The organism is Pectobacterium peruviense (assembly GCF_003312355.2).
Classification (GTDB): Bacteria; Pseudomonadota; Gammaproteobacteria; order Enterobacterales; family Enterobacteriaceae; genus Pectobacterium; species Pectobacterium peruviense.
On sequence record NZ_CP161826.1, the window covers coordinates 1 to 13,351 of the forward strand.

General features: G+C 52.6%; 10 protein-coding genes. 7 read left to right on the top strand and 3 right to left on the bottom strand.

Annotated elements, in window-relative coordinates; all coding sequences use genetic code 11:
* The 4 genes from dnaA (at position 1) to gyrB (ending at position 6,170) form a co-directional block, all read left to right on the top strand.
* Entirely contained in the window at positions 1-1,398 is a 1,398-nt protein-coding gene (dnaA, locus tag DUT67_RS00005) for a chromosomal replication initiator protein DnaA (RefSeq protein ID WP_048263340.1), read from the top strand.
* Between the two features lie 4 nt (positions 1,399-1,402).
* Positions 1,403-2,503: a DNA polymerase III subunit beta gene (dnaN, locus tag DUT67_RS00010; RefSeq protein ID WP_039307574.1), complete on the top strand. Its 1,101-nt coding sequence runs from the start codon at positions 1,403-1,405 to the stop codon at positions 2,501-2,503.
* A gap of 145 nt (positions 2,504-2,648) precedes the next feature.
* Complete coding sequence (gene recF, locus DUT67_RS00015; protein WP_113632614.1) at positions 2,649-3,734, top strand: DNA replication/repair protein RecF; 1,086 nt, start codon at positions 2,649-2,651, stop codon at positions 3,732-3,734.
* Positions 3,735-3,752: 18 nt separating this feature from the next.
* Positions 3,753-6,170, top strand: coding sequence for a DNA topoisomerase (ATP-hydrolyzing) subunit B (gene gyrB / locus DUT67_RS00020; protein ID WP_113627142.1), 2,418 nt, complete (start codon positions 3,753-3,755; stop codon positions 6,168-6,170).
* Between the two features lie 170 nt (positions 6,171-6,340).
* Here gyrB and DUT67_RS00025 read toward each other — a convergent pair whose 3' ends face one another.
* The 3 genes from DUT67_RS00025 to DUT67_RS00035 form a co-directional block, all read right to left on the bottom strand.
* Positions 6,341-7,531 (bottom strand): MFS transporter, encoded by a 1,191-nt coding sequence (locus tag DUT67_RS00025; RefSeq protein ID WP_113627141.1) that lies wholly within the window; start codon positions 7,529-7,531, stop codon positions 6,341-6,343.
* A 216-nt stretch (positions 7,532-7,747) separates the two neighbouring features.
* Positions 7,748-9,751: a methyl-accepting chemotaxis protein gene (locus DUT67_RS00030; RefSeq protein ID WP_113632625.1), complete on the bottom strand. Its 2,004-nt coding sequence runs from the start codon at positions 9,749-9,751 to the stop codon at positions 7,748-7,750.
* 247 nt (positions 9,752-9,998) lie between these two features.
* On the bottom strand, positions 9,999-11,012 hold the full coding sequence (locus DUT67_RS00035; RefSeq protein ID WP_113632613.1) for a LacI family DNA-binding transcriptional regulator: 1,014 nt from the start codon (positions 11,010-11,012) through the stop codon (positions 9,999-10,001).
* 338 nt (positions 11,013-11,350) lie between these two features.
* On the opposite strand from DUT67_RS00035, the gene DUT67_RS00040 reads away from it, so the two are divergent.
* The 3 genes from DUT67_RS00040 to DUT67_RS00050 are packed head-to-tail and all read left to right on the top strand — an operon-like array spanning position 11,351 to position 13,317.
* A complete protein-coding gene (locus DUT67_RS00040; RefSeq protein WP_113627139.1) occupies positions 11,351-11,656 on the top strand; it encodes a PTS sugar transporter subunit IIB in 306 nt (101 codons plus the stop codon).
* Positions 11,657-11,672: 16 nt separating this feature from the next.
* Positions 11,673-12,986 (top strand): PTS sugar transporter subunit IIC, encoded by a 1,314-nt coding sequence (locus DUT67_RS00045; protein ID WP_113627138.1) that lies wholly within the window; start codon positions 11,673-11,675, stop codon positions 12,984-12,986.
* On the top strand, positions 12,976-13,317 hold the full coding sequence (locus tag DUT67_RS00050; RefSeq protein ID WP_101781920.1) for a PTS lactose/cellobiose transporter subunit IIA: 342 nt from the start codon (positions 12,976-12,978) through the stop codon (positions 13,315-13,317). Before DUT67_RS00045 ends, DUT67_RS00050 begins: the two co-directional genes overlap by 11 nt.
* The last annotated feature ends 34 nt before the right edge of the window (positions 13,318-13,351 follow it).

Here is a 13,351-nt window from a genome sequence, read left to right on the forward strand (position 1 = left end):
GTGTCACTTTCGCTTTGGCAGCAGTGTCTTGCCCGTTTGCAGGATGAGTTACCTGCCACAGAATTCAGTATGTGGATACGCCCGTTGCAGGCGGAGCTGAGTGATAACACTCTGGCGCTCTACGCTCCCAACCGCTTTGTGCTGGATTGGGTTCGTGATAAATACCTAAATAATATCAATGTCCTGCTGAATGATTTCTGCGGGATGGATGCCCCTTTACTGCGTTTTGAAGTGGGGAGCAAACCGCTGGTTCAGGCCATAAGCCAGCCCGCGCAGTCGCACCATAATCCTGTTAGCGTTGCACGACAACAGCCAGTACGCGCGGCACCGGTGCGCCCAAGTTGGGATAACTCGCCGGTACAGGCAGAGCATACCTATCGTTCCAATGTGAACCCGAAGCATACGTTTGATAACTTCGTTGAGGGTAAATCGAACCAGTTAGCCCGCGCAGCGGCACGTCAGGTGGCTGACAACCCAGGCGGCGCCTATAACCCGCTGTTTCTTTATGGCGGCACTGGCTTGGGTAAAACGCACCTGTTGCACGCAGTGGGGAACGGCATCATTGCCCGTAAACCTAACGCGAAGGTGGTCTACATGCACTCCGAGCGTTTCGTGCAAGATATGGTGAAGGCGTTGCAGAACAATGCGATTGAAGAGTTCAAACGCTACTACCGTTCTGTTGATGCACTGCTGATCGATGATATTCAATTCTTTGCTAATAAAGAGCGTTCGCAGGAAGAGTTCTTTCATACCTTTAACGCGCTGCTGGAAGGCAACCAGCAAATCATTCTGACGTCTGACCGCTACCCGAAAGAGATCAACGGTGTGGAAGATCGCCTGAAATCCCGATTCGGTTGGGGATTAACGGTCGCGATTGAACCGCCAGAGCTGGAAACCCGCGTGGCGATTCTGATGAAAAAGGCAGATGAAAATGACATTCGCCTGCCTGGTGAAGTCGCATTCTTTATTGCCAAACGCCTGCGTTCTAACGTGCGTGAGTTGGAAGGCGCACTGAACCGCGTTATCGCGAATGCCAATTTTACTGGCCGCTCGATCACCATTGATTTTGTGCGTGAGGCGCTGCGCGATCTGCTAGCGTTGCAGGAAAAACTGGTTACTATCGACAATATTCAAAAGACTGTGGCGGAATACTATAAAATAAAGGTAGCCGACCTGCTGTCTAAACGTCGTTCCCGCTCGGTGGCGCGTCCGCGCCAGATGGCGATGGCGTTGGCGAAAGAACTGACGAATCACAGCCTGCCGGAAATCGGCGATGCCTTTGGCGGGCGTGATCATACGACGGTGTTGCATGCCTGCCGCAAGATTGAGCAGTTGCGTGAAGAAAGCCACGACATCAAAGAAGATTTTTCCAATTTAATCAGAACTCTATCGTCATAACACTATGAAATTTATTGTTGAACGCGAACGTCTGTTAAAGCCATTACAACAGGTCAGCAGCCCGCTGGGCGGCCGACCGACTTTACCGATTCTGGGCAACCTGCTGATTCAGGTAACGGAAGGCGCGCTGTCGCTGACTGGTACCGATTTGGAAATGGAGATGGTGGCGAAAGTGGCGCTGACGCAGCCGCATGAGCCGGGTGCCACGACCGTCCCTGCCCGTAAACTGTTTGATATTTGCCGGGGTCTGCCGGAAGGCGCGGAAATCACCATCATGCTGGATGGCGATCGCATGCTAGTGCGTTCTGGCCGCAGCCGTTTTTCGCTGTCCACGTTACCCGCAGCGGATTTCCCTAACCTCGACGACTGGCAGAGCGACGTTGAATTCTCCTTGCCGCAGGCGACGATGAAGCGTTTGATTGAAGCGACGCAGTTTTCGATGGCGCATCAGGACGTTCGTTACTACCTCAACGGTATGTTGTTTGAAACCGAAGGTGAAGAGCTGCGCACGGTCGCGACCGATGGTCACCGTCTGGCGGTCTGTTCGATGCCGGTTGGACAATCTTTACCCTCACATTCGGTGATCGTGCCGCGTAAAGGTGTGATGGAGCTGGTGCGTCTGCTGGATGGTGGCGATACGCCGCTGCAGCTTCAAATCGGCAGTAACAACATCCGTGCGCATGTCGGTGATTTTATCTTCACATCGAAGCTGGTAGACGGTCGTTTCCCTGATTATCGCCGCGTATTGCCGAAGAACCCGGATAAAACGCTGGAAGCAAGCTGTGACTTACTTAAACAGGCTTTCTCCCGTGCGGCGATTTTGTCGAATGAAAAATTCCGCGGAGTGCGTCTGCATCTGATTCAGAATCAGCTCAAAATTACGGCTAACAACCCAGAGCAGGAAGAAGCGGAAGAGATTCTGGATGTGCAGTATGACGGCACCGAGATGGAAATCGGCTTTAACGTCAGCTACGTATTGGATGTGCTGAACGCGCTGAAGTGCGAAGGTGTGCGTTTGCTTCTGACTGATTCCGTTTCCAGCGTGCAGATTGAAGATAGCGCCAGCCGGGCGGCGGCCTATGTTGTCATGCCAATGCGGTTGTAGAATTATCGGGCTATTTTACTTGCCCATTTGCGATTGGGCAGTGCTCGCAATCCTCACGTACTCTGTGTACGCCCCGGTTGCTGTGCGCTGGCCGCACGCAACTGGCCTGCGACAATAACGCCCTCCCATATAAGATATCTGCAACATGGCCCTCACTCGTCTTCTCATTAAAGATTTCCGCAATATTGAAGCGGCCGATTTGGCGCTAGTTCCCGGCTTTAATTTTTTGGTCGGCGCCAACGGCAGCGGTAAAACCAGCGTGCTGGAAGCGATTTATACGCTAGGGCACGGGCGGGCGTTTCGTAGCATCCAAACTGGGCGGGTGATTCGTCACGACCAGCCGGAATTTGTGTTGCATGGGCGGATTGACGGCACGGAAACAGAGCGCTCGGTTGGGTTAAGCAAAAACCGTCAGGGCGACAGTAAGGTGCGGATTGACGGTAGCGACGGCCATAAAGTCGCTGAGTTGGCGCAACTGCTGCCAATACAGCTGATCACCCCAGAGGGATTTACCCTGCTCAACGGCGGACCGAAATTTCGGCGCGCCTTTCTTGATTGGGGCTGTTTCCATCATGACCCTGGCTTTCTTGTCGCTTGGAGCAACATGAAACGCCTGCTGCGCCAGCGAAATGCGGCGCTGCGTCAGGTGAGCCATTACGGGCAGCTTAGAGCCTGGGATCAAGAGTTGGTGCCGCTGGCTGAACGTATCAGCGAGTGGCGTGCGCAATACAGCGCCGCGATTGCGAATGATATCGCCGCGACCTGTACGCAATTTTTGCCTGAATTTTCTCTCAGTTTCTCTTTCCAGCGCGGCTGGGATAAAGAAAGTGAGTATGCAGAACTGCTGGAACGGCAGTTCGAACGCGACCGTATGTTAGGTTACACGGCGCTGGGGCCGCATAAAGCCGACTTCCGCATCCGCGCCAGCGGCGTGGCGGTCGAGGATATGCTGTCCCGTGGCCAACTCAAGCTGTTGATGTGTGCGCTGAGGTTGGTTCAGGGTGAATTTCTCACCCGTCAGAATGGGCTACGCTGCCTGTATCTGATCGATGATTTTGCTTCCGAACTGGATATTACCCGCCGCCGTTTGCTGGCTGAACGGTTAAAAGCCACCCATGCACAGGTATTTGTCAGTGCGGTTAGCGCTGAGCAGATAGAGGACATGATTGGTGAAAAGGGCAAGATGTTCCGCGTGGAACAGGGTAAAATAACGGTTCAATCACAGGACTAAAATGAGCGAGAAACGTTGATGTCGAATTCTTATGACTCCTCAAGTATCAAGGTATTGAAAGGGCTGGATGCGGTACGTAAACGCCCAGGTATGTATATCGGCGATACGGACGACGGTACCGGCCTGCATCACATGGTATTCGAGGTTGTGGACAACGCTATCGACGAAGCACTCGCTGGCTATTGTAAAGACATTATCATCACCATCCATGCTGATAACTCGGTGTCGGTGCAGGATGATGGCCGTGGTATTCCGACCGGCATTCATGAAGAAGAAGGGATCTCCGCTGCTGAAGTCATCATGACTGTGCTGCATGCGGGCGGTAAGTTCGATGATAACTCGTATAAAGTCTCCGGCGGCCTGCACGGCGTAGGGGTTTCCGTGGTTAACGCCCTGTCGGAAAAACTGAAGCTGGTGATCCACCGCGAAGGGAAACTTCACGAACAAACCTATAAACACGGCGTGGCGCAGGCTCCGCTGGCGGTCACGGGTGAAACCAACAGAACCGGTACGACGGTGCGTTTCTGGCCTAGCCACGAGACGTTCACCAACGTGGTGGAATTCGAGTATGAAATTCTGGCCAAGCGTCTGCGCGAGCTGTCATTCCTGAACTCAGGTGTTTCTATCCGCTTGATCGACGAGCGTGAGAAAGATAAAGCCGATCATTACCATTATGATGGTGGTATCAAGGCATTTGTTGATTACCTGAACCGCAACAAGACGCCAATCCACCCGAACGTGTTTTATTTCTCGACGATGAAAGATGACATCGGCGTGGAAGTGGCGTTGCAGTGGAATGATGGTTTCCAGGAAAACATTTACTGCTTTACCAACAACATTCCGCAGCGTGACGGTGGTACACACTTGGCCGGCTTCCGTGCCGCGATGACCCGTACGCTGAATACTTACATGGATAAAGAAGGCTACAGTAAGAAATCCAAAATCAGCGCGACCGGTGATGATGCGCGTGAAGGGTTGATTGCTGTGGTTTCTGTGAAAGTGCCTGATCCGAAATTCTCCTCGCAGACCAAGGACAAGTTGGTTTCTTCTGAAGTAAAAACCGCTGTCGAATCGCTGGTGAACGAAAAGCTGGTGGATTACCTGATGGAGAATCCGTCAGACGCCAAAATCGTGGTCGGTAAAATTATTGATGCTGCACGTGCCCGTGAAGCGGCGCGTAAAGCGCGTGATATGACGCGTCGTAAAGGTGCGCTCGATCTGGCTGGTTTGCCGGGTAAATTGGCGGACTGTCAGGAACGCGATCCGGCGCTGTCTGAACTGTACCTGGTGGAAGGGGACTCAGCGGGCGGCTCTGCTAAGCAGGGACGTAACCGTAAGAATCAGGCGATTCTGCCGCTGAAGGGTAAAATCCTGAACGTTGAGAAGGCGCGTTTTGACAAGATGCTTTCCTCGCAGGAAGTGGCGACGTTGATCACCGCGCTGGGCTGCGGCATTGGCCGTGATGAATACAACCCGGACAAACTGCGCTATCACAGCATCATCATCATGACCGATGCTGACGTCGATGGTTCGCACATCCGTACTCTGCTGTTGACCTTCTTCTATCGTCAACTGCCTGAAATTGTTGAGCGTGGCCACGTTTATATCGCTCAGCCGCCGCTGTACAAGGTGAAAAAAGGCAAGCAGGAACAGTACATCAAAGATGATGAAGCGATGGATCAGTACCAGATTATGCTGGCACTGGACGGCGCGACGCTGCACACCAATGCACAGGCACCAGCGCTGGCGGGTGAACCGCTGGAGAAACTGGTTTCTGAACATTACGCTGTGCAGAAGCTGATTGGTCGTATGGAACGTCGCTTCCCGCGTGCGTTTTTAAACCGTCTGATCTATCAGCCTACGCTGTTTGAAGCTGATTTGAGTGAGCGTGAAAAAGTGCAGGCGTGGGCGGAATCGCTGGTTAGCAGCCTGAACGCAAACGAAGTGCACGGCAGCACCTACAGCTTTGTGGTTCACCACGATGAAGAGCGCGGCGTATTTGAACCGGCACTGCGCGTGCGTACGCACGGTGTGGATACCGATTATCCGTTGGGTGCGGGCTTTGTGGCGGGTGGTGAATATCGCAAGCTGAATCAGCTGGGCGAAAAACTACGTGGCTTGATTGAAGAAGATGCGTACATCGAGCGTGGTGAACGTCGTCAACCGGTTGCCAGCTTTGAGCAGGCGCTGGAATGGCTGGTGAAAGAGTCCCGCCGTGGTCTGACCGTGCAGCGTTATAAAGGTCTGGGTGAAATGAACCCGGATCAGCTGTGGGAAACCACGATGGATCCGACCAGCCGCCGTATGCTGCGTGTGACGGTGAAAGACGCCATTGCTGCCGATGAGCTGTTTACGACTCTGATGGGTGATGCCGTTGAACCGCGTCGTGCATTTATCGAAGAGAACGCCCTGAAAGCGATGAACATCGATATCTGATTCGGTCTACGTTGTTATCGTTATCTGAGCCAGCTCCCTACGGAGCTGGCTTTTTTTATGGCGAGCTTCCTGCTCGCCACCCTCGGGGCTGTCGTAAGCGACGTTGAAAAACGTTCCCTACGTTTTTTTATGATGAATGTCCCGCTTGCTGCAACGTTGAAAACGCTTTATCAGGCCAACGCACGGCGTCTGGCGCTGCGCATTTCCTGTAGCAGCGTGATGAAAGCGGTGATCAGCATAAAGATGACGGCAGACCAGAAAATGGCGTGAGGGTGACCGTGATCCAGCATCCAACCGAACAGCACTGGCCCCGCGGATCCGCCCAGATTAAAGCCCGTGGAAACAATACCAAACACCCGTCCTTCCGCTCCCGGTGGTGAGGCAGCGCGCACCAACATATCCCGAGACGGCGCGATCATACCGGAGAGGAAGCCCGCGGCAGCCAGCAACGGCACTAGCGCGATGGTCGGTAAAGAATACATGGCAACGATGCTGACCAGCACGGCGGTGAGAGCCAGCGCCGCCGTCGCTACTAGCCCGTGGCGTTTGGTTTTATCCGCCAGTGAACCGCCAGCCAATACGCCAAAGGCGCTGGCGAACAGAAAGGCGGTAAGTGCCACGTTAGCCTGTGAAAGCGACAAATCGTAGCCCGTGACTAACGCCGTAACCGAGAAATTCTGGATCGAGCCCGTACTTAAATTTAGCAACAGGAACAAAATCAGCAGTGCCAAAATTGGCAACGTGAAAACAGGTGCGCGCGATTTGCTCGGCTGGGCACTCGTTGCCGCCTGCGCTTTCACCCGGCTGGGTTCATCACGATCTGTCAGAAGCAGTGGGATCGTCAGCAAACCGATGATGCCAGAAATGATGAATGCGCTGCTGATACCAGAAAAAGCGGCAACGGACAGTAAAATTCCGGGGGCGATGGCCGTGCCCAGAAAGCCGGAGAACGTATGCACCGAGAATGCGCGACCCATGCGTTTTTCATCAATCCCGCGCGACAGTAAGGCATAGTCCGCCGGATGATAAACCGCATTCGCCACCCCAGCGAGCCCCATCGCAGCGATTAACCAGGTATAGCTTTCTGAAAATCCTAGCGAAAGAAAACAAAGACTTCCGAGTGCTAAACCCGCGGTTAACGTCCGACGTGCGCCGATGCGGTCCACCATAAAACCAATAGGCGTCTGCACGCAGGCAGAGACAATGTTGAATACGCTGAGCGCAAACCCGAGCTCGACAAAGCTGATATCGCGCTGGGCTGACAGCAGCGGAATGAGTGCAGGCAGCACCATCATATGGAAGTGGCTCACCAGATGTGCTGATGAGATTTGCGCCAGTAGCGGTAGTCTTATGAGTTTCATATTATCTTTGCAGCTTACGGGTCTGTAGATTTTATTATCGTGGGAGCTGGCGCAGGAACAGGCCGTCACTCACAGACAAAGGGATCATAAGGTTAGCATACTACTGGTTTCATTCATGTCTAACTGAAGCCAATGTCACATTCGTTTGAGGATTGCTGTCCGCGCTGGGAATAACTCACAGGCTGTTGCCAACCTGTGAGGGGTGAAATACGTTGATTAAGAGAGCTTGAAGACCAGTACCGTTTGCGCGAGCTGTCTGGCCTGTTCTTCCAGCGACGCAGCAGCAGCGGTCGCTTCCTGCACCAATGCCGCGTTCTGCTGGGTGACGCCGTCCATCTCGTGAACGGCCTGCGTGACCTGACTGATTCCGCGCGATTGTTCATCTGACGCGGAGACGATCTCATCCATGATGTCTTTTACCGAGGTTACGGCATGCAGCATGTCCTGCATGGTTGAGCCTGCACTCTGAACCAGTGTGACGCCGCTATCGACGCGGCTGGCGGACTCCGTAATCAGCGCGGTGATGTCTTTTACGGCACTGGCGCTACGCTGCGCGAGATTACGCACCTCGTTGGCAACAACCGCGAAACCACGACCTTGTTCACCCGCTCTGGCCGCTTCCACCGCCGCGTTGAGGGCCAGAATATTGGTCTGGAACGCGATGCTGCTGATGATGCTGGTAATGTCGGCAATCTTCTTCGAACTGTCGTCGATCTCACTCATGATGTGAACAACCTGACCGACTATCTTGTCGCCTTTCTGAGCGATGTGCGCGGCATTCTGCGCCAGTGTTGTCGCGTTATGGGCGTTATCCGCATTCTGTTTCACCGTCGCCGTAATCTGTTCCATGCTGGCAGCAGTTTCTTCCAGCGCCGCGGCCTGTTGTTCGGTGCGAGAAGCCAAATCGATGTTGCCTGCCGCAATTTCCGTCGCACCATGGCTGACGGATTCGCTGGTACTAATCAGCTGCTCGGCGATATCTCTCAACTGCGTCTGCATGGCGTTCATGGCGTAAAAAATACTGCTGTCGTCTTTCGGCTGTACGGGGATAGTCTGCGTTAAGTTCCCTTGCGCGACGGACAGTGCGATCTGCGCGGCCTGAGCTGGCTCCCCACCGATAGGACGGGCAACCTTGCGGTTAAAGATGATGCCCAACACGCCGGAAACCACCACGATACTCAGCACCATAAGCAGTAGCGCCATGTTGCGCTGCTGTACGGTTTCCGCCATCACCACATTGACGGGGGCGGACAGGCCGAGCATCCAGGGCGTACCGGTATTACCGATGGTGACCGGCACATACACGTTAAACGCCGGCGTGTTTAGCACAGCATTGTCACGTTCGATCTGATAAGGCTGACCGGTGATGACATGCTCAAGCAGCGTTGAGTCGTTTTCAATTTTCTTGGTCACCCGAGCTTTGTCGGGATGAGAAATGTAGGCGCCAGTATGTGACAACAGCTGCGCGTAGCCCGTGCCTTGATAGGGTTTGATGTTGTTGGTGAGCTGTTGCAGCGTATCTAGCGAAAAATCTGCGGTAACGGAGCCGTAAAATTTGTTGTTGATGATGATAGGCACGGCAATGGAGGTCAGTAGTACATCGACGCCGTTGTAAGGGTAGCTATACGGTTCCAGAATGACTTCTTTCTGGAGCTTCTTCGGCAGCAGATAGTAGTCGCCGCTGCCGGGCGTTTCATAATCCACCAAATTATGCAGAGCAACATTGCCAGCGGTATCGCGGTCGACATAGCGGACAAAGCGACCTTGCGGGTCCTGATCGGGTTGGCTAGCGTACTCCCGATCTTTGCCGTCAAACGCATCAGGCTCCCATGCCAGCGACATTGAAAGAAAATCGGGATGACTCTTCAGCGTATTCTTCAGCAGCGTCTCTGCGGTTTTTCGATCGGCGTTACCCGCTTCTTGCAGGCTGATAACGCTTTGCACCAGATTACGTGCCGCATGGAGCGCGACATCCAGCTTCTGCTGAATGAGGTAGCTATTGGTATACGCCGTTTGCTCAAGATACTGCTGGGCGATGGCCTTTTGTTGCTGGCCAGATTGCCAGATCAACAGACCGATAGTGAGAATAAAACCGAGTGCGATGGTGGTGACGCCAGCCAAGAGCATTAGCGTACGTGTGCTGAGCTTTTTTTTGAGCGTTGTTGGTGAGGAGTGAATGGGTAGATTGCTGTGGTTAACCGGTAACAGTGTTGTAGACATATGCATAATATCCCCTGGGATATAAGCGCCGATAGGCGCCTTTTTCATAAAAGAATCAATCGATTGTCTTCCTTTCTGTTTTTGGGTCATTCCTTTGCGCGACTCGTCATTTTTTGTGATGTAAGTCACAAATAAATTATCGGCGGGAAACCGTATGTCTTTAGGCTATTCACGAAAACGTCATAAAGCGGAGTGGTGTCGCAAATCGGTGTCGTGTGGGATTACACCACACCGAATGAGTGAGGGATTAGGCGGCGGGGCCTTTGCTGACGGAATCGCGGATCATCAACTCGCCTTTGAAGGCTGGTGCAGGCACGACGGTTTCCCCTTCTAGCCGACACAGCAGTTTCTCGAGGGTATAGTTGATCATCTCGGCGACAGGCACATGCACGGTAGTGAGTGGTGGGTAGAACCACGAGGCCATCGGTAAATCGTCGAACCCCAGTAGCGAGACATCTTGTGGAATCGCGAGGCCGTGTTCACGCAGCGCTTTTGCCGCACCGATCGCCATATCATCATTGCTGGCGACCAGCGCACTGAATATGGCCGACCGCTCAAGCAGGGCTTTTGCCGCCGTGTAACCACTGTCATGGGTCCAGTCACCTGACGCAACCAACCTGTCATTATAAGGAATCCCGTTGTCCGCTAGCGCCTGTCGGTAACCTGCCAATCGGCTTGTGCCTGTGGGGGAGTTCGACGATCCGCAGATAAACGCGATATCACGGTGACCCTGCGTAATCAGGTAATTGACGGCATCATGGCAGTGCTGCTGATGATCGGCGCAGATACCGTTATCACCGTGCTGATGCAGCGTGCGATTCACGACCATGATCGGCTGCTCATGTTGTTCGATAATACTTTCTAGCGCCTCGATAGACAGAAAGCGCGGATAGATAATGACGGCATCGCAGCGTAAATCGAGCAGGAACTGGATCGCTTCACGCTCTTCTTCCGCGCTGTGCTTACCATCCGCCATGATGAGCTGCCGCCCGTATTTTTCCGTCATGGTTGCCGTTTGGAACAGCAATTCGCTGAAATAGGGACCGCTGTACAGCGTGTTGGTCACGACCAAGCCAATAATTTGCGATTTGCTGGTGGCGAGCTGGCGCGCCAGAAGATTGGGTCGGTAGCCAATCTCTTCAATTGCCTGAAATACCCGATCCCGCGTGGTTTTACTGACGTAGTTATTCCCTGTCAGCACGCGTGATACGGTGGCCTTGGATACACCGGCTTTTTTCGCTACATCGAGCATGGTTACCATCGTACTTCCCGTTCTCCTTTTGCACCGCTTTATGTCGTCATTATAGGGATATTTCCTCTTTTTTTATCATCAATATACCCGTCATGCTTCAAGTTGCATGTACGTTGGCTACGCTTACTCGCCCGAATCACTTACTTGAGTAAGCTCATCGAGACTTCCTCACTTGCCGCCTGCCTGAAACTCGAATTATTTAGGGTATAGAGAGTATAGAGATAAAAATATTCCCCGATTGCGCTATTTATGATCGCCTTCAAAAAACAGTAAAAACAATATGAAACCGGTTGCATATTATTTTATGTCTTGCTTGAATAATAAGAAAACAGACGGTGAGGTGCAGTATGAATAAGATTTTACTCTGTTGCGCAGCAGGAATGTCTACCAGCATGCTGGTACAGCGGATGGAAAAGGTTGCCGAGAAAAATGCGATCGCTGTTGAGATAAAAGCCGTAGGTTTTGAAGAGTTTAATGAACTCATCGATGAGTACGATTGCTGCCTGTTGGGGCCGCAGATTAAATATAAACTGCCTGAATTCAAAGCAATAGCCGACGAAAAAGAGAAACCAATTGCAGTCATTAATATGGTTGATTACGGCATGATGAATGGGGAAAAAGTCCTCAATGATGCCTTGGCGATGATCAATTAGTGTAACGGGAGGAATAATGAGTAAATTAAGCGAGTCATTATTCAGCGTTATCGAAAACCGTATTAGCCCGATTGCGGCAAAGCTCTCCAGCCAGCGTCATGTTGTGGCAATTAAGGATGGATTCATTGCATCCATGCCTTTTTTAATTGTCGGCTCTTTTATGATGTTATTCGCCCATCCGCCTTTTAGCCCGAATAGTGAATGGGCTTTCGCACAGTGGTGGCTGGGAATGGTGGAACGCCACGGCGAACAGATCATGATGCCCTACAATATGACGATGGGCATTATGGCGGTGTATATCACCAGCGCCATCGCTTATAACCTGGCACAGAGCTATAAAATGAACGGTTTTATGGCGGCCAGCCTGGCGCTGATGTCGTTTATGGTCGTTGCAGCTCCACAAATCGACAAAAGCCTGCCAGTCGGGTCGCTAGGAGGCGAGGGAATTTTCACCGCGATTATCGTGGCCATCTATTCGACGGAGCTGATGCATTTTTTGCAGAAGCGCAATATTGGTATTCGCCTGCCGGAACAGGTGCCGCCGAAAATTCGCCAATCCTTCGATTTACTCATCCCGATCCTTGCCATCTTCCTGACGCTGTTCCCGCTTAGCCTGTTTATGCAGAGCCAGTTCGGCATGCTGCTACCGCAGGCGATTATGGCGATGTTTGCGCCGATTATCTCAGCATCTGACTCGCTCCCCGCCATCCTGATTGCGGTGCTGCTCTGTCACCTGCTGTGGTTTGCCGGGATTCACGGTGCCGTTATTGTCGGCGGCATTTTGCAGGCGTTCTGGCTGACTAATTTAGGGATCAATCAGGAAGCATTTAACACAGGCGCACCGATCACCAAAATCTTCATTGAACCCTTTTGGCAATTCTTCATTACGGTGGGCGGCTCGGGTGCGACCATGGGGCTGGTCTTTCTCTATTTGCGCAGCCGTTCTGCCCATTTGCGCTCCATCGGCAAGCTGGCCGTGGTGCCGAGCATGTTCAACATCAACGAGCCAGTAATTTTTGGTTCACCCGTCGTGATGAACCCGCTGTTGTTTATTCCGTTTATTACCGCGCCGTTGGTGAACGCCACTCTTGCTTATATCGCGTTAAAAACCGATTTGGTACACCGCGTGATCTCTCTTGCACCCTGGACGACCCCGGGGCCGATTGGTGCTGCCTGGTCTACGGGATGGGACTGGCGGGCGGTGGTGCTGGTGGGGGTACTGATTATCGTGTCGTCCTTAATCTATTACCCCTTCTTCAAAATGTATGAACGTCAGCTGATTGCACAGGAAGTGGGTACAGCAGAGGAGGCAGTAAGTGATGCTCGATGAAACCACGGTAATGGAACTGATTATCTATGCGGGAGAGGCGCGCTCAAGCTCGATGGAAGCGTTGAGCGCCGCCAGAAAATACGACTGGGACAAAGCTGAGGAACTGCTGAACATGGCTTCAGTGGCGGCGCGCAAAGCCCATCAAATTCAGACGGCTTTGATCGGTGCAGATGAAGGCAGCGGAAAAATCCCGGTCAATCTGATTCTGGTTCACGCACAAGATCACCTGATGAACGCGATGTTATGCCGTGAGCTGGTGGAGGAGCTGATTCAACTGCATCGGGAAATCGCCTCCCTAAAACAATCTATCAATGAAACCGTTTGTAAATGAACAACGTGTAAACCTGAAATGAGAAGGAAATGAG

Coding starts and splice junctions, on each gene's coding strand:
- dnaN (WP_039307574.1), top strand. CDS start 1,403: ATGAAATTTATTGTTGAACGCGAACGTCTGTTAAAGCCATTACAACAG.
- recF (WP_113632614.1), top strand. CDS start 2,649: ATGGCCCTCACTCGTCTTCTCATTAAAGATTTCCGCAATATTGAAGCG.
- gyrB (WP_113627142.1), top strand. CDS start 3,753: ATGTCGAATTCTTATGACTCCTCAAGTATCAAGGTATTGAAAGGGCTG.
- DUT67_RS00025 (WP_113627141.1), bottom strand. CDS start 7,531: ATGAAACTCATAAGACTACCGCTACTGGCGCAAATCTCATCAGCACAT.
- DUT67_RS00030 (WP_113632625.1), bottom strand. CDS start 9,751: ATGTCTACAACACTGTTACCGGTTAACCACAGCAATCTACCCATTCAC.
- DUT67_RS00035 (WP_113632613.1), bottom strand. CDS start 11,012: ATGGTAACCATGCTCGATGTAGCGAAAAAAGCCGGTGTATCCAAGGCC.
- DUT67_RS00040 (WP_113627139.1), top strand. CDS start 11,351: ATGAATAAGATTTTACTCTGTTGCGCAGCAGGAATGTCTACCAGCATG.
- DUT67_RS00045 (WP_113627138.1), top strand. CDS start 11,673: ATGAGTAAATTAAGCGAGTCATTATTCAGCGTTATCGAAAACCGTATT.
- DUT67_RS00050 (WP_101781920.1), top strand. CDS start 12,976: ATGCTCGATGAAACCACGGTAATGGAACTGATTATCTATGCGGGAGAG.